The sequence below is a fragment of the Pontibacter vulgaris genome (assembly GCF_022758145.1).
Classification (GTDB): domain Bacteria; phylum Bacteroidota; class Bacteroidia; order Cytophagales; family Hymenobacteraceae; genus Pontibacter; species Pontibacter vulgaris.
Map to the genome: position 1 here is coordinate 197,837 of NZ_JAJVDH010000001.1, position 19,709 is coordinate 217,545.

Sequence of the window (19,709 nt, forward strand, 5' to 3'; positions counted from 1 at the left end):
TATTCAGCCTTCATTAATTCAAAATTAAATTTACTCTCCCTGCAGCGTAACTACCACCCAGCGCTTAGATGCGTGGTTGCGGTGCTCGCATAAATAAACGCCCTGCCATGTACCTAAGTTAAACCTGCCATTGGTGATTGGTATAGTTACCGATGTGCCAAGTATAGCTGCTTTCAGGTGGGCCGGCATATCATCGGGGCCTTCGGAAGTATGGCGGTAGTAAGAAGCATTTTCGGGTACCATGCGGTTAAAATGACTTTCAAAATCCTGCCGTACGGTTGGGTCTGCGTTTTCGCTTATGGTTAAACTTGCCGAGGTGTGCTTGATAAAAATATGCGCTAAGCCTGTTTTTATGTCCTCCAGCTCCGGCAGTTGCGATTCCAGCAGATCAGTGATCAGGTGAAAACCACGTTTAACAGCCGGCAACCTTAGTTCTTTCTGAAACCACATACTTTTTTAATAACTGAATTTTGAATAATTGAATAACTCAATAAATGAAGTATAAATTAACTCATGCTAGCCCTTGCTGCGTATTTTCTCCAGCAAGCAATACGGCCTTAAATAGCAATGCTAACAAGGACAGAATAACAGAGAAGCTTAAACCATGACTGATACCCTTTGCCAGCCTATCCTCTTACATATACAAGTATAAACTACAGGATATATTCACTCATTCAAAAGTCAGTTATTCAAAATTCCAAAGGCCTCAATCTATACTTCGCTCATAGGCACCTATATCCGGGGTAGTTGCGCTGCGCTTTTTGCCTTTGATATCGGTTGTAATTTCTGGTAAAAACCTGGCTGCGGAGCTGGCCGGCGAAAGAGTATCCAAAGAGAAATCAAGCTTACCTATAGCTTTGAATTTTGGCTCTATGTTCAGCTTGTTGCCGTTTGCGTTAAGGCTGGTTTTATACTTCTCGGTGCGTAGCATGTTGTTTGTAATTTCCAGATGGGCAGCTGCGCCTGCTTCCAGCAATACTTCATCCCGGAAACTATCGCTGTATACGATCGAGTTAATTAACCGAAGGCTGGTTGGCTGATTCTTAATGTCGGTGCCAGGTATAAAATCTGCCACTACAAAGGCTGGCGTTTCGCGGGGCAACTGGTTACTGTAGCTCACAATGGTAGAATATAACACCTCGTAATTTCCGCCGCCCAGGCCACCAAAACCATACTGTCCGAAGTTGCGGATCAATGTATTTACCAATTTCACATCCGAAGTATAACTCACAATGCCATCCATAAAAGTATAAGCCACGGTGCAGCCTTCTACTAAAGTACCGGCCTTACCCGGGTTGCCAATGCGCAAACCATAAACCGTATTGTTGATATCAGCATACTTTATACTGCTGTTTTCGCTTTTGGTAAGTATTCTGATGCCTTCCCACTGGCCCGGGGCTTCGGTATAAAGTGGTTCGCGGCGGTAACCACTAAAACTTACCCGCTCGGTTGGTGTGCCTTCTACCAGCAGTCGTCCATTTACAAGCAATACGGCTTTGCTGGCTGCAAACACGCGCGTACCTTTCTGTATAGTTAAAGTAGCGCCTTCCTGCACCAGCACAGTATCCAGCAATACATGAGGCTTATCGTTTGGCCAGGTAGTGGTGCCAATGGCTACTTTGCGGTGGAAATAGGCATTCTGCCCGTAAGCTACCAGCTTTACCTGCTGCCTGTTGCCGTTGGTGTTAAAAAGTATAGAATCTGCTACCAAAAAGGGGAGATTTACATCGGAAGGGTTTACGGTTACTTTTACAAGTATGTAAATACTATCCTTTCCGCGTAGCTCAATGTTGTTTGCCAGGGGGCTTTCTATGCCATTTATAGTGAGTTTATAAGGCGAGGAGCTTGTGCCGGCTAGGGTAATATCGCTGATTCGGACTGCTTTTTTGTTAGGGTTGTATACTTTCAGACGCTTGGTAATGCTGCCCTGGGTTACAAAAACAGTATCAAACAAAACGGTATCGCCTGAAAACTCCAGCTTTGCCTCCGGGTCTGTGGTTATTATTTCATCATCTGGTTTGCAAGCCAGTGCCGACAACAATAACAACAGGGGCCATATGTAGCTTAGAAATTTCAGCGGAGAGTATACGTTAGGTTTATACTTCAACAAGATAAACAATCAGTGCGAAATGTGTAAACAAAATCAGGAATGCAGCTTTGGGATTTTGTCCCTTACTACATTCCTGATGCTATAGTTTATACTTTTAGAATTAAGCTGTAGCGCCTTCTTTCAGCCTCTCAGCGTTTTCAGCGATACGCAGTTCTTCCACAAAATCATCAATACCGCCATCCATTACGGCAGGCAGGTTGTAAACAGTGTAACCAATACGGTGATCAGTAACACGGCCTTGCGGGTAGTTGTACGTACGGATCTTATCCGAACGGTCGCCGCCGCCTACCATGCTCTTACGCTGTGCACCTTCGGCTTCCAGTTTCTTGGCAAGTTCCTGCTCGTAAATACGCGAACGAAGTACCGCAAGCGCTTTATCGAAGTTTTTGAGCTGCGATTTCTGATCCTGGCACTGCGCCACAAGGCCTGTTGGGATGTGCGTTAAACGAACGGCTGAGTAAGTCGTGTTTACCGACTGACCACCCGGGCCCGAAGAACAGAAAAGATCCTTGCGGATATCGTTCATATCAAGCTCGATGTCAAACTCCTCTACTTCCGGCAATACTACCACCGAAGCTACTGAAGTATGAATACGGCCCTGCGTTTCGGTAGCTGGTACACGCTGCACGCGGTGTACACCCGATTCGAACTTCAGTTTACCGTACACATCTTCGCCCGACATGCCTACGATAATTTCTTTGTAACCGCCCGATGTACCTTCTGTGGCATCAATCAGTTCGGTGCGCCAGCCCATCTTTTCAGCAAAGCGGCTGTACATACGGTAAAGGTCGCCGGCAAAAATAGAAGCCTCATCGCCACCCGCACCCGCACGGATCTCCATGATAATGTCTTTGCTATCATTCGGATCTTTCGGGATCAGGAGTTCTTTTAAGTGATCTTCCATGGCTTCACGCTGCGGAAACAGGGAGTCAAGCTCCTCTTTTGCCATCTCGCGGAAGTCCTCGTCTTTTTCAGTAGCGATAACCTGCTTTGCGCTATCGATGTTACTAAGTATGTTCAGGTACTTCTTATATTCAACTACTATCTTGTCAAGATCTTTGTACTCCTTGTTCAACGCCTTGAATTTCTTCATGTCGCTGGCCACGTCAGGCTGGATAAGCAGTTGGCTAACTTCCTCAAATCGCTGATTTATGGCTTCTAATTTATCTAACATTGTTCCGTTATGGTTTTAAAGTGCAAAGATACTAAATTGGCGTATAGTTTCTTTAATACAAATATGAATAAAAAGATGTTCAAACCGCGCAATTTGCTCACCTACATAACCTTTACCGCTGCCCTTATAGTTTCAGGGTGCGATGTAAAAGTAAAACCCATTGAAGGAGGCAAGGAAATAGCCCGTGAACTTGAACGCCACAAGATAAAACGCCTTACGCAAAAAGACATACTGGCGGCGGCCCAAAAAGCCGGCGACTCGGTGGTAACAGTGGCGCAGCAGCAGCTGGATGCAAAACTACAGGCAGGCCTGCAACAAGGCGGCGTGGCTACAGCTATACCTTACTGCCAGCCCGAAAACTATACCGAAGTGCAGGAACTGGCCCATAAATTCGGGGGCACACCGCACCGCACCGGCACCCGCCTGCGCAACCCACAAAATAAACCAGATGCAACTATAGCTGCCATACTTGCCAAGTATGAAAAAGGCCAGCTAAAGGAGCCGCAGGTAGTAGCCCTGAACCAAAACGAGCTGCTTTATACTTCGCCCATTTACATCCGCAATCAAAACTGCCTGCAATGCCACGGTACTGTTGGTAACGAAATAACTTCTGCAGCTTATGAAAAGATTAAGCAAAAATACCCCGCCGATGCAGCCATAAACTATAAACTGGGTGAGCTGCGTGGCATGTGGCACATTACCTTTAACAAGAAAGAATTGGTAACTTTTTTAAACGATCAGCCTAAAAAAAGAAGGCGCCGGTAACATTTGCCCAAGGCAGCTGTTATACTTTCTATATACCTGAAACACGATATTCTGGCCTGAAACCTTTAATTTTGCTGCCAGTAAGAGTAAAGCATATTTTAACTTTGAACCATTTTTCCAATTATAAGATTTAAAATTATGGCCGTTATACAAGCAACTGACAACGATTTTACAAGCGTAATTAATTCTAACCAGAATGTGGTAGTAAAATACTATGCCGATTGGTGCGGTAGTTGCCGTTTGTTTGCCCCAAAGTTCAAACGTTTGTCTGATACCGATCAGTTTGCAAATGTCGCTTTTGTGGATGTTAACGCTGAAAAGAACCCGGAAGCCCGTAAAGTTGCCGGAGTAACAAACCTACCGTTCTTCGCTATTTTTAAAAGCGGTAAACTGGTAGATACGGTGGCAGCCAGCAAAGAAGAGGCTGTACTTGATTTGATTCATAAACTTGCTTAAAAACTGATATGAAAATACCTGCGATTAAACAATTAGTCGAAAATTACACATTAGAAGACCTGGTTGCCGCTGAGGCAGCTATTATTGAAGAGCAGCAACTTGCTATAGAAGTTGCCGGAGACGACGAAGGCGAACAACTGACACACGTGTTAGCCGCCGTTTGGATACTGAACCACATGCAGGACGAAGAGTCTGATTTTAAAACAGCACTGCGTGAGTATACCAAAAAAGTACGCGTTTCTATTAGCTAATAACTTAACGTACAGCTATAAAAGCAAAGGCCCGAAGCAGTTTATACTTCGGGCCTTTGCTTTTATATTACAGGTTGTTTCTGGAGAAATACTCTTCTGCCATTTTACCGCCGGCATCGGTGCAAATGCCCCGCACATAGTATAGGTAAATGCTCCGGAACACTTCCGACAGGTTATACTTCTGAGGAGGGAAAACCGCAGGGTTTATCATCATTAAAAACTGCTCCAGGATAATTTTGGTAACAAGCTGCAGGTTAATATCTCTTCTGAAATAACCTTCCAGTATACCCCGGTTTAAGATTTCAGCATTTACGATCTGGTTATTGGTGCTTACATGCTCCATACTTAACTGCCAGGCTTCAGGGTAGCGTTGCATATCTAAAATATACACCGGGTTAATCTCCTTCATCTTCTGAATTCCGTCCTGCAAAAGCATCATGATTTCTTCTACAGGGTTAACCGCTTTCGCCAGCATGCGGGCCTGTTCCTGTTTCTGTTGCTCAATATCAAAAATGGTAACCTGCCGCACCATATCAGCTTTATCAGCAAACAGCTCATGGAAAGTCGATGACCGGATATCAAGCTTCTTAATGATATCAGCCTCCGAGTTTGCCTCTATACCTTCCCGCTTAAAAATCTGAAGTATTTCCCCTAAAATGGTTTCTAAAAAAGTCATCTTGCCTGTCCGTCTCATTGTCTCTTATCGGGGTGCCAACTACATTACGTAATAAATAACCGTAAAGTGTTACGCGTACCTAATTGAAACACCTGTAAAAGTATTGCATATAATCTGCTGATACAAGAACTTTTACTGAAGCACAAGCAAGCTTTTACAAAAAAAGATACAGTCCTATAAAAAAAAGCAACTGCACGGCATATACATAGGCGGAGAGCTTATTTTGCTTGCGGAAAGATGCTTGCTGAAAGTATACCTGTAACAAAAAAGCCAGCGCCATCCAGCCAGCATAATTACTGAATGGAATAGTATTACCCTGCCAGCTCCAGAAATCATACTTCATGGCCACAGGCTCTATAAAGAAATCCAGCAGCACCATAAGCATAGCTCCAAGTATAGCTTTAAGCAGCCAATGTAACTTTGTAAGATTTACCAGGTGACCGGTAACGTATACCAGCATCAGCCAGTTTAGCCCTATCAGCAGGGGCACATTCCAAAGCTTCAGGCCAAGCGCGGCGCCATAAGTATAGTTGCCGAATAGCAGGCCAGTGTGCACGCCCACCACCTCCGCCAGGAAACCAACTGCTGCCACAACTACTGCAAAAAGTATAAAAGCGCCATTCCACTGCCGGTGAAAGCTGAATAGGAGCAAATTGGTAAGCAGCAAATTAAGCGGCGTAAGCTCCTGAAAATAACCCGGGTTATTGCTGAACAACAAACCCCAGAAACCAACCCCATGGAAAATAACCAGCACTGCTATAGCCGCAGGCAAAGTATAACTTTGATAGCGCAGTAGTATAGCCGGAGGCATAGGAGCTTTTTGTGTTGTTTCGGGCATTACAGTTTATACTTTCTCAGGTGTTGATACTTTGGGAGCAAGCTCGCCTACAATTTTAGCCGATAACAGACATAACGGGATGCCGCCACCGGGGTGCACACTGCCTCCGCAAAAGTATAAGCCTTTAATTTTAGAGCTGAAGTTAGGGTGCCGCAGAAAAGCAGCCATGCGGTTGTTGGAGCTGCTGCCATAAAGTGCGCCTGCGTAAGAAGATGTCCGGCTTTCGATCAGCAAGGGGTCTAATACCTGTTCGTGTTCTATTAAAGAGGCAATATCGGTTTTCAGGCTTTTGCTTAGTTTATTAAGTATAGCTTCGCGCGTAGTAGTTACCAGTTCTTCCCAGTTCTGGCCCTGGTTATGCGGCACATTTACCATCACAAACCAGTTTTCCGCGTTTGCCGGCGCGTCATCTTTTTCCGCTTTGGACGTGATGTTGATATATACCGTAGGGTCGGGGCCTATGGTTTTATACTTGAAAATGTGCTCGAACTCTTCTTTATAGTTCTGGCTGAAGAAGATGTTATGCACATGCAGCTCCGGAAATTCCCGCTTTATTCCCCAGTAGTAAATCAGCGCAGAGCTGGAGCGTGGTTGCTGCAAGGTAGCCTCCGGCGCAGGTTTGTCAGGCATCAGCTTCCGGTAGGTAGGTACTATATCCATGTTGCTTACCACAATTCCCGACTCATACTTGCCATTTGCAGTCTGCACGCCAACCGCTTGGCTGCCTTTGGTAATAATGCGCTCTACTTGTTGCTTATACTTGAATACCACGCCCAGTTCTTCAGCAAGTTTTACCAAACTGCTGGCTATGGCATAAATTCCGCCTTTAGGGTAAAAAGCGCCTATATTGTGTTCTAAGTGCGGAATGAGGTTTAGGGTGCCCGGAGCCTGGTAAGGATCGGAACCGTTATAAGTAGCAAACCTGTCGAGCAGCTGAACAAAGCGGGGGTCCGAAAACTGTTGCGCATTGGCAGTATGCATGGTCGTAGTAAGGCCGAGGTCGCTGAGACAACCCAATGCTTTTAATACATCCGGGCTTAGGTAAGTACCTGCCTTGTGCAACGATTTGTGCAGAAATGTATCGGCGGTACCGTTGTAGAGCCGGGCACTTTTATGCAGGGCATTTAGTACTGTTTGCTGCGGCACACCCAGTTGCTGCTCAGCTTCGCGGGCAAACTGTTCAGGGTCGGCGTAGGCTTTTAACTTACTGCCATCAGGCCAGAAATAATGCGTTATCGGGTTAAGGCGGGTATAGGTAAAATAGTCTTCTGGGTTTCGGTTGGCAAGTATGAATAGCTCATCAACCAAATGCGGCAAGGTAAACAGCGAAGGCCCGGCATCAAACCTATACTCGCCCAGCCAGAACTCGTGCATTTTGCCGCCAAAGCTTTCATTAGCTTCAAATACAGTAACATCATAGCCTTTTACAGCCAGCCTTATACTTGCTGCAATACCGCCAATGCCTGCGCCAATAACTACTGCCTTTGCCATGCTTTAAGTTACGGATTTATACTTCCTGTGTGCTAAACTGAAATAGGGCAGAAAGGTTTATACTTTGCCGAATACCCTCCTGTAAACCGGTTTCCGCATACTAAACTGCGCCAGCATAAGCGGGTAAAGCAACAAATCAAGCCATTTGTTACCAGTGTTATAAGTGATGATGTCGTGAATGGTGGAACCTGCGCCATACTCTGTTACCAAATGTTTGTGGTGCCATAGTTTTAGCGGGGGAGGCAGGATCTGGCCTTCGTCTACAAAATAAGCTTCGGTATCAGTTATACTTCGGTCGGTTATCAGGCTTGTCCATTTAAAGGATTTTATACCTGTCTGCAGTTCTACTTCCACTACATCGCCGGGCTCAGAGCCATCAAACCTGTTCAGTTTTAATTTAGGGTAAGGAGGCGCCAGTTTCCGAAACAATTGCTCATCAAAAGCATTAAAAACCTGCAGGTAGTTTTGGCTAACGTTAGTTTTAAGATGGATCTGCACGATTCAATTGCTGCTTGTTAAATTATTTATTGCTGGTCCTGGCGCTGGTATAACTATAGGGTAAGCTATATGAGTGCTACACATACTACTAATATAAAGTATAACCTCTTTCTGAAGCTAAAGTTATACTTACGGCAAAAGAAAAGCCGCTGCAGTTATACTTGCAGCGGCGGTTATATTTTATACTTGTTACTGATCAGCAATTATCAAGTAACAATCAACAACAAAGCTTTTAACTCAACAGGTTATCAATATCTTCTCTGCTCAGGCTTTTGATAATGGTTTCATCGGTACTGATCAGGTCTGTAACAAGCTGTATTTTGCGGCTTTGCAGGGCCAGGATCTTTTCTTCTACAGAATCTTTGGTAATGAATTTATAGGTAAATACCGTATTCTGCTGCCCGATGCGGTGCGCTCTGTCTACGGCCTGCGCCTCTACAGCCGGGTTCCACCATGGGTCAAGTATAAACACATAATCCGCAGCAGTTAGGTTTAGCCCTACGCCACCAGCCTTCAGCGAGATCAGGAACACGCGTATACTTTCATCGGTCTGGAAACGCTCTACCTGTTGCTGCCGGTCTTTTGTGTTGCCATCCAGGTAAGTATAGGTTATTTCGCGCTCATCCAGGGCTTGTCTTATAATCTCCAAGTGCTTCACAAACTGACTAAATATCAACACCTTATGCCCTTTACCTACTACGTTTTTAGTCATGCGCAGAACTTCCTTCAGCTTACCTGATTCTCCTTCGTAGCCCGGGTCGGTCATGAGGGGGTGATTGGCTATCTGGCGGAGTTTCGTGAGGCCCTGTAATAACATGAACTGCGTATTGCCAGGACCGTGCTCTTCCAGGTTCGTCAGGATCTTATTACGGTAGTATGATTTCGTTTCTTCATAAGCATGCTCCTGCTCCTCCGTCATGCGGCACAGCGTGGTATGCTCAATCTTTTCAGGAAGCTCTTTGGCCACCTGCGATTTATGCCTGCGAAGTATAAACGGCTTGATGAGCGCATGCAGCTTGCGGGTTTTATGCTCATCTTTGTTCTTCTCAATCGGTTTCAGGAACTCGTTGCGGAAGAAGTGTTTGTTGCCAAGTAAGCCGGGGTTTATGAACGACATCTGCGACCAAAGATCCATGGTACTGTTCTCTACAGGCGTGCCGGTAAGTATAAGCCTGTGCCTCGATTTAAGCTCACGTACCGCTCGCGAAGTGGTAGAATCCGGGTTTTTTATAGCCTGCGACTCATCCAGGATAATATAATCGAAGTAATAGCTTTTCAGCAGCTCCGCATCCAGGCGCACTATGCCATAGGAGGTAAGCACTAAGTCGTAATCCTTAAACTGGTCTACGTTTTTATCGCGGTAGGTACCCGTATAGGTGAGCACACGCAGGTCCGGGGTAAACTTAGCAGCCTCATTCAGCCAGTTGTAGATCAGCGAAGTTGGCATTACCAGCAAAGATGCAGCCTCGGCGCCGTTCTCCTTGCGGTGCTGCAGCATGGCCAATGTTTGCACAGTTTTACCTAAACCCATGTCATCGGCTAGGCAGCCACCAAATTTATAGTCTTTTACAAAGTGCAGCCAGTTATAGCCCGCTTTCTGGTAAGGCCGCAGCTCGCCCCGGAAGCCAACTGGCAGCGGTTTATCTTCTATTGTTTCAAACTCACGCAGCTTTTCCAGCTTGCGGCTCATGGTTACGGTGGCCAGGTTACCGTTCTGCAAATCGTTTACCAAAGCCATGTGGTGCTTCTTCAGCGTAAGCGCATCTTCGCCTTCTGAAAAAGCAAAAAGCTCTATGTACTGCGTAAACCACTCTTCCGGAATAATAGCGATTTGCCCGTTTGGCAGTTTATACTCGTTGTTTTTGGTAAGTATGTGGTTCTTCAGCTTGATAAACGGAATCTCGAACTCGCCGAAGCGCACGGTACCGTAAATATCAAACCAATCGTTGTTTTCTGTGATGCCTACATTTACTGATATCTCCCCGATAAAGTAGTTTTTGCCGCTCATTTCAGATTGCTGCACTGTAAAGCCAAGTTGCTCCAACTCCTGCAGGTTATTGCCAAGCCAGCTAAAAGCAGCATTTTTATCCAGTACAGCCTGCCCGTTCTTTACTTCCAGCGCCCGCTTCGACAGCTCTTTTACAAACTCTTTTTCATGATTGACATCCCGGATAAGGCGATGAAAAATATAGGAGTCCTGGGTTTTCTCTACACTCACACTCACGCGCTTGGCCTCCTGCGTTGACACCATAAAATCGCCATACTTGAACGAGAGGTCAAAAAGTATTTTATCAGAAACTACAGCTTTAGCATCTGTGCCAGCGAATATGGCAGGTGCGTCGCTAGCGCTCTTAACTTCTGTAAAAGTGAGGTAGGGCGATGGCTTATACTTCTCTGAGTTTATATCGAAGCCCTTGGCATATACATCAAACGACTCTACCAGCGGCGCTACAAACTTGCGGTAATAATTTTCTTCTACAGAGCGTGGGATGGCAATAAACTTCTTGTTCAGGAAAGGCTGCAGCTTTTTACCATCAATCGGTTGCGCAAAGCTATAGATCACGTTGCTTACCATCAGCCAGGCTGGCTCATAGCAAATCAGGGCTGCATCGCGGTACTGAAACTCCAGTTTATCGCCTGCATACTTTAATGTCGGAAAATAATGGGTATTGTCTTCGTTGCGCCTGAAATGGAATAATACTGTAGCCTTTTCCGGTGCAATGCCGATCTTCTTCCAGGTTGGTTCGCCGTCCTTACCCATAATAAAGGTTTGCTTGCCGCGCAGCAATTCCAGAATCTTGCCCATACGGCTCTGGATGTAATGGCTTATACTTTCCTGCAGCGTTTTGTCGCCTTTTTCAGGGTCGTATACTTTCAGGAAAAAATCGGCGGCAGAAACTTTTTTGGTGGAGAACTTCTTCAGCACAGCATCCTGCTGAATCTGGTCGATGAGCGAAATAAGCTTAAGGTCGTTGGCATCAAACCTGGCGGCAAACTCCTGGGCGTTTTTGGCAGAAATATTCTGGTGCTGCAAGGTTAACTGGCCTTTGCTGTTCACCTGCACCACAAAAGACTCAAACAGATAACCCAGGTACTCGTGTTCAAACAACGAGTATACTGCCTGAAAAGGCTGTGTGGTGTATACTTTCATGCCGAAGACATTTTTTTAGGACTTCAAATTTAGTCCTAAAGCTGCTAAAATCCTACCCTTAAAGAGCTACTTCTATCGGGTTTTCTGCGTTGTTTGGCTAAATTTTCGGGCTAAAAACAGCTACTACCTGCAATAGTCTGTTCAGGTACAAAAGCGGCATCTGATCCGGCAGCAAAATTATGCTGCCGGCATTGCAAGAAAGTATAGGAAGAGGAAAATATGAAGTATGAATCTGTTATATGTTTTCGGTAACAGACATGGCGGCGGCCTTGCGTGCCGGCCTGATGGATACCAGCAGTGTAATTACAATAATGGCAACCCCTGTCAGTACAAAATCTTCGATCTCCATTTTAACAGGATAAGAATCTACTACCGATGTGGCCATACCCATAGATACTAGCCCGAATGTTTGCTGCAGGTTGCATACCAGCATCCCCATCGATAAACCATAGGCTGCGCCAATAAATGCAACCAACGCCCCTTCAAACAAGAAAATATTGCGGATAGTAGTAGCTGTTGCGCCCATAGAGGCAAGTATGGCAATGTCTTTCTTCTTATCGATAACTAACATCGAAAGCGAGAAGAAGATATTAAGCGAGGCAATAAGAAGTATAAAGGCAAAGGTGATGAACACGAAAAGTTTCTCTACTTTAACGGCACGCAACAGGCTGGTATGCTGTTCGTCGCTGTTCTGCACTTTAAATTTTTTCCCGAGCACTTCCTGCAACGCACGCTTTACAGTTTCTACGCGGTAGCCTTCTTCTACCTTCACTTCCAGCGAGGTACGGCGGCGGCCATACTCCAGCAATTCTTCGGCAAAGTTAAGGGGCACAAAAACATAGGCATCGTCGTACTGCCGCTCAATGGCAAATACACCACCAGGCGTAATATTCTTGCTGTTAAATGCCCCTTCCGGGTTAAGAGGGTTAAATTTGGTATTGCGCGGGTATAGAAACTGAAGTGGCACAAACTGGCTGTTCGGCCTGATGGATAGCTGATACTGCACACCACGGCCCACTAGGGCATAGTATGTACCATTCATAATAAGCTGGCTGTGGCCGGCCACCACGGCGGAATCAATTTCATTCTGCTGGAAGAAGTTTTCGCTTACGCCTTTTACTTTTACCACCATCTGGCGGTCGTTGTAACGTAGCAGGGCGTTGTCTTCTATTACTTCAGAAACTACAGCCACACCGGGCGTGCGCCGAATGCGGTTCATAAACTCGGTGTCCGTTTCGAAAGATTTGCCTTCAACAACTGATATCTTCAGGTTTGGATCGAAACTGCTGTAAATTTCACGGATCAGGTCTTCCAGGCCATTAAAAACCGATAATACAATAATCAGGGCCATGGAGCCAACGGCTACCCCAATCATAGCAATATTGGAGATAATGCTAATGATGTTCCTCTTCTTTCTGGAGAAAAAATATCGTTTCGCTATCAGAAAAGGTACATTCATTAATTGATATTTACTGATTGTTAATTGTTAATGGTACTGTTGTTAATTGCGAGTGTTTATCATGCTGAAACAGCAATTTAACAATCATCTTTCTAACAACTGAATTACTTCCAGGCTTTCACAATCAGTCCGGTACCGGATGGGTGATTACCATTTACATCGAGCCAGTTAAGCACCAGACAAACCGGGAAAGTAAGCAGGTAGTAGAACGGCAGCAACAGGAAGAAAATTTTAGATACTCCCAGCATCAGCAACGGGTATTTCATGGATAAGCGCCAGGATATCTGCCCCGGTTTGCCATACGAATAACGTGCATCTACCTTACTGAAACCAGCCGAATATAGTTTATCCTGAATCTCCTGGATGTTGTAGCCATCGCGTACGTGCTCCTCTATAAAAGAAGCTTCGCCATCGCCGTGCACATCAGAGCCACCCTGGTCGGAAGGAGTAGAGATAAGCAACATGGCACCCGGATGCATGGAAGCATGGAAGTTTTTGAACACTTCTACGTCTTCCAGGATGTGCTCCATCACATCCACAGACAATACGAGGTCAAAAGTTTCAGGCTGACGGAACTGCACCAGGTCTGCAATACGGAACATTACATTCTGGCGGCCAATAGCCCTGAAGAAGTTATTATTATCAGATACCTGCTCTTCTTTTACATCTACTGCCAGTATGTTCCATTTGTGGCTCATACCGGAGAGATAATAAGTATACTGGCCAAAACCCGCACCGGCATCCAATATCTGGCTTTGTGAGTTTTTATTTGAAGCAGCCCAGTTTCTAAGCTCTTTGTGCACATGCCACGTTCGCAGCAGAAGCAGGTCTAAAAGGTTAAAAAATACGCGGCGCAAAAACGGAGTCTTGTTGAAAACATCACCAAGCACCCGCTTAATCGGGTCATACTGCATAAGGGTGGTAAGCTAAAGCTATTTATTGTCGTTATCGATATCTTCGATATAATCGTCTGTATTGTAGTCTTTATCGGCAGGCGGAATCTCTATTCCAGTGAAAAGCTTATCAATGTTTGCAGCGTAATCAGCGCTGTCGTCCAGGTAAAATATGAGTTCAGGTATAACACGAACCTGTTTTTTGATGCGCTGCGCCAGCAAATGGCGGATGGTTTTTGTATTCGTACGCACCTCTAATAGCAGCGCCTCGTTGTTTTGGGCCATCATTACGCTAAGGTATACTTTAGCTACACCCATATCCGGCGACACTCGTACCACACTCACGGATATATAAGCCCCCCCGAAAAGGTGCGGAACTTCCTTTTGGAAGATCTCTGCTAATTCCTTCTGAATGAGACGTGAAAATTTCTGTTGTCTTTTACTTTCCATATGAAGATGCAAATATCATATTAATTTCGCATTTTTACTCCAAAAGAGCCCGACTCATTTTAGGGCTTTTAGGTTTATACTTTTTTCTAACCCCGTCTTCACTTGATTAGTTACTTCAGAAGCATACTGCCTTCCCGACTGATCCTGCTAATTTTTTTATACTTAGCTATACGATTACCGCTTATACTTTTGGGTATTCCTGCCACCCGGCCAGAGCTGTTATTTATGCTGGTGGGCGAGCGAATGGCCGATGGATTTGCGATGTACCGCGATGTATATGACAATACTGCACCGCTGTCGGCCTTTTTTTACTGGATAATAGATTTGCTAACTGGCAGGTCGTATCTGGCTTACCGGCTTATAGCGGCAGCTTTGCTATTGGCCCAGGCGCTTATTTTTAATGCTACCTTAAACCGCTACCAGGTTTACGCCAGCAAGAATTATATTCCGGCACTGTTATACCTGGTTATGGGAAGTATAACGATGGAGTCGGATATGCTGACGCCCTTACTTATAGGCAATACTTTTATTATACTTTCGCTGCCTTACCTGGTAACTATGGCGCGGGAGGGGTTGGATAACAGCCGTTTGTTTATAGGTGGATTTATACTTGGCCTGGCAGCACTCAGCTACCTGCCGCTCACCTTATTTCTGCTGGTTGGTGCATTTGCTATTATTTTCTTTGCATCCAGCACTTTCAGAAGTTTTTTACTGATGCTTTGCGGCTTTGCTTTTCCGTTTATAGTGTTAATGACCTATTACCTGTACACGGGCGCTCTTTCATATTACCTAGAGTTCCAACTGCTACAACCCTGGCATTTAAAACCAACCTTTATAGTTCCGCCTGCAGATATCATTAAAATAGTAGCTATACCCGGGCTTGTTTTGGCGCTGGCACTTTTCAGCATGGCATCGCTGCCACAACGCCTTGTTTTCCAAGTTAAGTTTCAGCAGTTAATGGTGGTTTGGTTGGTTGTAAGCCTCTTTGTTGCCTTAACCCGAACAGAAGTATCAGCGGGCAGTTTTATGGTTGTACTTCCGACATTAGGTTATTTCAGCGTTTTCTTTTTCTATAGCTTCCGGAAAGTATGGATGCTGAATGTGTTTTTTATGTTACTCTTAATAGGTGTAGTAGTATTGCGTTACCGGCAATGGCTGGGCCTTTCATCTATACTTTCCGTTAACGAATCGGCTTTATTATTACCTGAAAATCCGGCTCCCGAAATCAGCGGCTCTACCGTGTTAGTTTTGGGCGATGATATCAGCTATTATGAGCATAATAAAATTGCAACACCATACCTAAACTGGCAATTATCGCAGCGCCACTTTGGCAACCTGAAACAATACCAGTCTGTTTACGAAATCTACCAGAATTTCCGGAATGAAGCCCCAGCTTATATTGTAGATAAAGCCGGGTTAATGAAGGAGTTAAAATATAAACTGCCGTCTGTTTTTGCGGCATACGAGCCAACGCAAACAACGGCAGTTTACAAAAGAAATCGTTAATTTATACTTCTAGCAATCCGCTATTTTATCTACGCGGTTCTGGTGGCGGCCGCCCTCAAATGCAGTAGTTAAAAATACTTTTACCATCTCTGCTGCTTCTTCTTCCGAAACAAAACGAGCTGGTATGCAAAGTATATTGGCATCGTTGTGCTCGCGTGCCAGTTTCGCTAATTCTGGTTTCCAGCAAAGTGCCGCACGCACCTCTTTATACTTATTGGCCGTCATGGCTACGCCGTTACCGCTTCCGCAAATCAGGATTCCGAAATCAGCTTCCTTGTTCACAATTGATTTTGCCAGCGGGTGCACATGGTCAGGGTAATCTACCGATGCATCAGAAAATGGCCCGAAATCTTTTACATCGTGCCCACCTTCTGCCAGTATTTCTTTGATCAGGTTTTTATAGGTAAAACCAGCATGGTCTCCTCCAATAGCAATTTTGTAAGCCATAGTTTTATGCGTTATTCTGGTTTAATTTCTTTAGATCACTTTTGCGTATCGAGCTCGACACACTTATACTTACCTCATAGAGCAGCATCAGCGGCATTCCTATCAATAACTGGCTTACTACATCCGGAGGCGTGATAATGGCTGCAATCACAAGTATAATTACAATGGCATGCTTGCGATAAACCTTCATTATCTCTGGCGATAGCAATCCGGCTTTTGTAAGGAAGTATACGATAACGGGCATCTCAAACATTAATGCGCATGATAGGCACATAGTTGTAAGTGTAGATACGTATGAGGTCAGGTCGAACTCGTTTACAATAGACGGATCAACCTGGTAACCGGCCAGGAAGTTGATTGAGATAGGAGAGGCTACATAATAACCAAATAATAACCCCATCAGGAAAAGTATAGATACAAAAAACACTGCGCCTCTAGAGCTTTTCTGCTCCTGTGGGTATAGCCCCGGTTTTACAAAACGCCATATCTCCCAGAATGCATACGGAAAAGCGCAAGCCAGGCCAAGTATAAACGATACCATCATGTGCATCGTTAACTGCCCGCTCATCTGGCGGCTCTGAATCGAAAAGGTCATTTTATCGATACAGAGCGCTTCAGTACCTAATTTATTACCCAGCTCGCACATCATCCGGTAACTAAAGAAATCCGGCCTTGATGGGGCAAGTATGATATCATGAAAAACAAAGCCCTTAGCTAAAAAAGCAATTACTGAAAAAACAGCAATTGAGCCTAAAGCCCTGATGATATGCCACCTCAACTCCTCAAGATGATCCACAAAGGACATCTCGTTCTGCTGCGCCTCTTCTAAATATGGTTGGTCCATCAAAAGGGTATAATGTTATGTATGTTTAGATTAGTATGCAAACAGCGGATACTGCTGCATCCAGTTGTTTACTTCTTTACGCACTGTCTCAAGTTTGCTGTCGTTGTCATGGTTTGTCAATACGTCATCCATCAGCTCAACAATACGGGCCATATCGTTTTCTTTAAAGCCTCTAGTTGTAATGGCAGCAGTACCTACACGCATTCCAGATGTTACAAACGGAGATTTATCATCGAAAGGCACCATGTTCTTATTAATGGTGATATCTGCTTTAACCAGTGTGTTCTCAGCCAGCTTACCTGTCAAGCCTTTTGAGCGAAGGTCAATCAGCATCATGTGGTTGTCGGTACCGCCTGAGATAATGTTATAGCCACGCTCCAGAAATGCTTTGGCCATTGCCTGTGCATTTTGCTGTACCTGCTTAACATAAACCAAGTAATCATCTGACAGGGCCTCAAAGTATGCAACAGCCTTAGCAGCTATAACGTGCTCCAGCGGACCACCCTGCGTACCCGGGAATACGGCGCCATCCAGCACAGACGACATCATGCGTGTTTCGCCTTTTGGAGTTTTCAGGCCGAACGGGTTTTCAAAATCTTTGCCCATCATGATCATACCACCTCTAGGGCCACGCAGTGTTTTGTGGGTTGTAGTGGTTACAATATGGCAATGCTCAAACGGGTTGTTTAATAATCCACGGGCAATTAAACCGGATGGGTGAGAAATATCAGCCATCAACAAGGCTCCCACTTCGTCAGCTGCCGCGCGTAATTTCTTATAATCCCAGTCGCGGCTATAAGCCGATGCACCACAGATTATTAACTTCGGACGCTCACGTCGTGCAGTTTCCACTACTTTATCAAAATCGATAAGGCCTGTTTCCTGCTCTACACCATAGAAAGATGGCTTGTAAAGCTTTCCGGAGAAGTTAACCGGCGAACCATGCGTTAAGTGGCCACCATGCGACAGATCAAAGCCTAGGATTTTATCGCCAGGCTGCAATACTGCCAGCATAACAGCTGCGTTTGCCTGTGCACCCGAATGTGGCTGCACGTTTACCCATTCAGCTCCAAAAAGTTCCTTTGCACGATCTATAGCTAATTGCTCCGCCTGATCTACTATTTCACAACCTCCATAGTAGCGCTTGCCAGGCAAGCCCTCCGCATACTTGTTGGTCATTTCGCTGCCCATTGCACGCATTACCTGCTCCGAAACAAAGTTTTCAGAGGCTATCAGTTCAATACCATGCATCTGGCGGGCTTTTTCTTTAGCAATTAGGTCAAATATAGCTGTATCTTTTTGCATCACTTTTGTGCTTTATTTAATGTCCAAAATTAAAGTATGCTTGGGAATAAACCAATGTTTCAGAAGTTTATATACGGTGTTGCCTCTGCCTGCAGATTGGCCGCCAAAAAAGTATAACTTAAACCACCCCAAAAGCACAAAGGCCCGGCACTTTATCAGGTGTCGGGCCTTTGGTATAAGCTTAAGTAGGCTACTGCTTTATTACCTTTATTTGATGTAGTTTGTCTTCCAGTTCTACCGTCAGAATATACAAGCCGCTTTGTAATTTATCATAAACAGGCAACTGTATTTCATTCTGCCCTGCCCGTACCTGCACTTCTTTCGAGTATACCAGACTACCTTTTACGGAAGTTAATCTTAATTTGCCTTTGCTAGCATTTATGGCTGAAATGTATACTTTGGAGTTATAGTTTAGTGGGTTAGGAGCGATGGTTATTTCTTCAGCATGAACTGCAGCAATGTTTATCGCTACAATTTTGCTATAAGTAGATGTGCCATCCAAATCTACCTGCTTTAAGCGGTAATAGCGTGTTCCGCCACCTTCCGTGTAATGCTTATAAGTATACTTAGTAGTAACAGAACTATTGATTACTTTACTTTTTACTGTTCCTACTTTCTCAAAGCCCGTTTTCAGATTATGTGCGACCTCAATATCGAAGTAGTCGTTATCTTTTTCTGAAGCTGTAACCCAGTTCAGCATTATAGCATCCGAATGATTGCCGGCGCTAAAAGATACTAACTCAACTGGTAGCGGTTTCGGCACTGCCTGTAACGTCAAACTCTCAGTGTTCGCTCTTAGGCTAGAATGAGCAATGGAACCATCAAGAGCAGAATTTGCAGTTGTTGGTGAATATTTAACCCAGATTGAGGTTGGTGCCAGAGTTTTATTAGAGATATTATCTGTAAGCACAAGCGACTTGGCAAATGTACCTGTTTCAGATGCTGAAATAGTATATTCCCCAGCTCCAGAAACACTAAGCGCAACTTTATTGTCTTCCAGATTTTTAGCTTCTACTACATATTGCTGTGTAACCGATTTATTTGGCTCAGAAGTGAAAGTAAGCTGACTTGCACTGAGAGTAATTTTAGGCATATCGACTGTGTAGACACTGGAGGAATATACTTGTCCCTGAGGAGTACGCACCAGGATTGCACCTGTTGAAGCCAGCGCCGGCACAGTGACTTTAAGCTCGGTATCGCTAACCACAGTAAAGGCGGTGGCCATGCCGTTGCCCACATACACCTGGGTGGCTCCGGTAAAATTGCTGCCCGTAACCGTTACCACCGTGCCCACAGGACCCGAGGCAGGCGTAAAAGATGTTATGGTTGGTGCTCCTGTTACTGTGTAGACACTGGAGGAATATACTTGTCCCTGAGGAGTACGCACCAGGATTG

Annotated in this window: 19 protein-coding genes; 4 read left to right on the plus strand and 15 right to left on the minus strand. The window is 44.9% G+C overall.

Features of this window, described 5'->3' with window-relative positions; all coding sequences use genetic code 11:
• Positions 1 to 30: 30 nt before the first annotated feature.
• From LWP20_RS00845 to prfA, 3 genes are all read right to left on the minus strand, one after another.
• The gene (locus LWP20_RS00845) at positions 31 to 450 is read right to left on the minus strand and encodes a secondary thiamine-phosphate synthase enzyme YjbQ (RefSeq protein ID WP_242926214.1); all 420 of its coding nucleotides are present in this window, start codon (positions 448 to 450) and stop codon (positions 31 to 33) included.
• 256 nt (positions 451 to 706) lie between these two features.
• Positions 707 to 2,110 (minus strand): hypothetical protein, encoded by a 1,404-nt coding sequence (locus LWP20_RS00850; RefSeq protein WP_242926215.1) that lies wholly within the window; start codon positions 2,108 to 2,110, stop codon positions 707 to 709.
• A gap of 100 nt (positions 2,111 to 2,210) precedes the next feature.
• On the minus strand, positions 2,211 to 3,284 hold the full coding sequence (gene prfA / locus LWP20_RS00855; RefSeq protein ID WP_242926216.1) for a peptide chain release factor 1: 1,074 nt from the start codon (positions 3,282 to 3,284) through the stop codon (positions 2,211 to 2,213).
• Between the two features lie 75 nt (positions 3,285 to 3,359).
• Here prfA and LWP20_RS00860 point away from each other — a divergent pair, with 75 nt between their 5' ends.
• The 3 genes from LWP20_RS00860 (at position 3,360) to LWP20_RS00870 (ending at position 4,756) form a co-directional block, all read left to right on the plus strand.
• Positions 3,360 to 4,049, plus strand: a complete 690-nt coding sequence (locus tag LWP20_RS00860) for a Tll0287-like domain-containing protein (protein WP_242926217.1) — start codon at positions 3,360 to 3,362, stop codon at positions 4,047 to 4,049.
• A 138-nt stretch (positions 4,050 to 4,187) separates the two neighbouring features.
• Complete coding sequence (locus LWP20_RS00865; RefSeq protein WP_242926218.1) at positions 4,188 to 4,505, plus strand: thioredoxin family protein; 318 nt, start codon at positions 4,188 to 4,190, stop codon at positions 4,503 to 4,505.
• A gap of 8 nt (positions 4,506 to 4,513) precedes the next feature.
• Entirely contained in the window at positions 4,514 to 4,756 is a 243-nt protein-coding gene (locus LWP20_RS00870) for a DUF6952 family protein (RefSeq protein WP_242926219.1), read from the plus strand.
• 67 nt (positions 4,757 to 4,823) lie between these two features.
• On the opposite strand, the gene LWP20_RS00875 is transcribed toward LWP20_RS00870, so the two are convergent.
• The 8 genes from LWP20_RS00875 to rbfA all read right to left on the minus strand — a co-directional run bounded on the left by LWP20_RS00875 (position 4,824) and on the right by rbfA (position 14,212).
• Positions 4,824 to 5,432 carry a TetR/AcrR family transcriptional regulator gene (locus tag LWP20_RS00875; RefSeq protein WP_242926220.1) on the minus strand — a complete coding sequence of 203 codons (609 nt, stop codon included), beginning with the start codon at positions 5,430 to 5,432 and terminating at the stop codon, positions 4,824 to 4,826.
• A gap of 154 nt (positions 5,433 to 5,586) precedes the next feature.
• Entirely contained in the window at positions 5,587 to 6,270 is a 684-nt protein-coding gene (locus LWP20_RS00880; protein ID WP_242926221.1) for a carotenoid biosynthesis protein, read from the minus strand.
• A 6-nt stretch (positions 6,271 to 6,276) separates the two neighbouring features.
• On the minus strand, positions 6,277 to 7,761 hold the full coding sequence (gene crtD / locus LWP20_RS00885) for a 1-hydroxycarotenoid 3,4-desaturase CrtD (RefSeq protein ID WP_242926222.1): 1,485 nt from the start codon (positions 7,759 to 7,761) through the stop codon (positions 6,277 to 6,279).
• A gap of 57 nt (positions 7,762 to 7,818) precedes the next feature.
• Positions 7,819 to 8,259 (minus strand): SRPBCC family protein, encoded by a 441-nt coding sequence (locus tag LWP20_RS00890; RefSeq protein WP_242926223.1) that lies wholly within the window; start codon positions 8,257 to 8,259, stop codon positions 7,819 to 7,821.
• A 232-nt stretch (positions 8,260 to 8,491) separates the two neighbouring features.
• Positions 8,492 to 11,410, minus strand: a complete 2,919-nt coding sequence (locus tag LWP20_RS00895) for a DEAD/DEAH box helicase (RefSeq protein ID WP_242926224.1) — start codon at positions 11,408 to 11,410, stop codon at positions 8,492 to 8,494.
• Between the two features lie 235 nt (positions 11,411 to 11,645).
• Entirely contained in the window at positions 11,646 to 12,869 is a 1,224-nt protein-coding gene (locus LWP20_RS00900) for an ABC transporter permease (RefSeq protein WP_242926225.1), read from the minus strand.
• A gap of 104 nt (positions 12,870 to 12,973) precedes the next feature.
• Positions 12,974 to 13,783, minus strand: coding sequence for a class I SAM-dependent methyltransferase (locus LWP20_RS00905; RefSeq protein ID WP_242926226.1), 810 nt, complete (start codon positions 13,781 to 13,783; stop codon positions 12,974 to 12,976).
• Positions 13,784 to 13,801: 18 nt separating this feature from the next.
• Positions 13,802 to 14,212, minus strand: a complete 411-nt coding sequence (rbfA, locus tag LWP20_RS00910) for a 30S ribosome-binding factor RbfA (RefSeq protein WP_242926227.1) — start codon at positions 14,210 to 14,212, stop codon at positions 13,802 to 13,804.
• A 189-nt stretch (positions 14,213 to 14,401) separates the two neighbouring features.
• On the opposite strand from rbfA, the gene LWP20_RS00915 reads away from it, so the two are divergent.
• Positions 14,402 to 15,718, plus strand: coding sequence for a hypothetical protein (locus LWP20_RS00915; protein WP_242926228.1), 1,317 nt, complete (start codon positions 14,402 to 14,404; stop codon positions 15,716 to 15,718).
• A 9-nt stretch (positions 15,719 to 15,727) separates the two neighbouring features.
• Here LWP20_RS00915 and rpiB read toward each other — a convergent pair whose 3' ends face one another.
• From rpiB to LWP20_RS00935, 4 genes are all read right to left on the minus strand, one after another.
• Entirely contained in the window at positions 15,728 to 16,165 is a 438-nt protein-coding gene (rpiB, locus tag LWP20_RS00920; protein WP_242926229.1) for a ribose 5-phosphate isomerase B, read from the minus strand.
• A gap of 4 nt (positions 16,166 to 16,169) precedes the next feature.
• A complete protein-coding gene (tatC, locus tag LWP20_RS00925; protein WP_242926230.1) occupies positions 16,170 to 17,009 on the minus strand; it encodes a twin-arginine translocase subunit TatC in 840 nt (279 codons plus the stop codon).
• A 30-nt stretch (positions 17,010 to 17,039) separates the two neighbouring features.
• Positions 17,040 to 18,314, minus strand: coding sequence for a serine hydroxymethyltransferase (glyA, locus tag LWP20_RS00930; protein ID WP_242926231.1), 1,275 nt, complete (start codon positions 18,312 to 18,314; stop codon positions 17,040 to 17,042).
• A 190-nt stretch (positions 18,315 to 18,504) separates the two neighbouring features.
• Positions 18,505 to 19,709, minus strand: a 1,205-nt coding sequence (locus LWP20_RS00935) for an IPT/TIG domain-containing protein (protein ID WP_242926232.1), incomplete at its 5' end; no start/stop codon positions are given.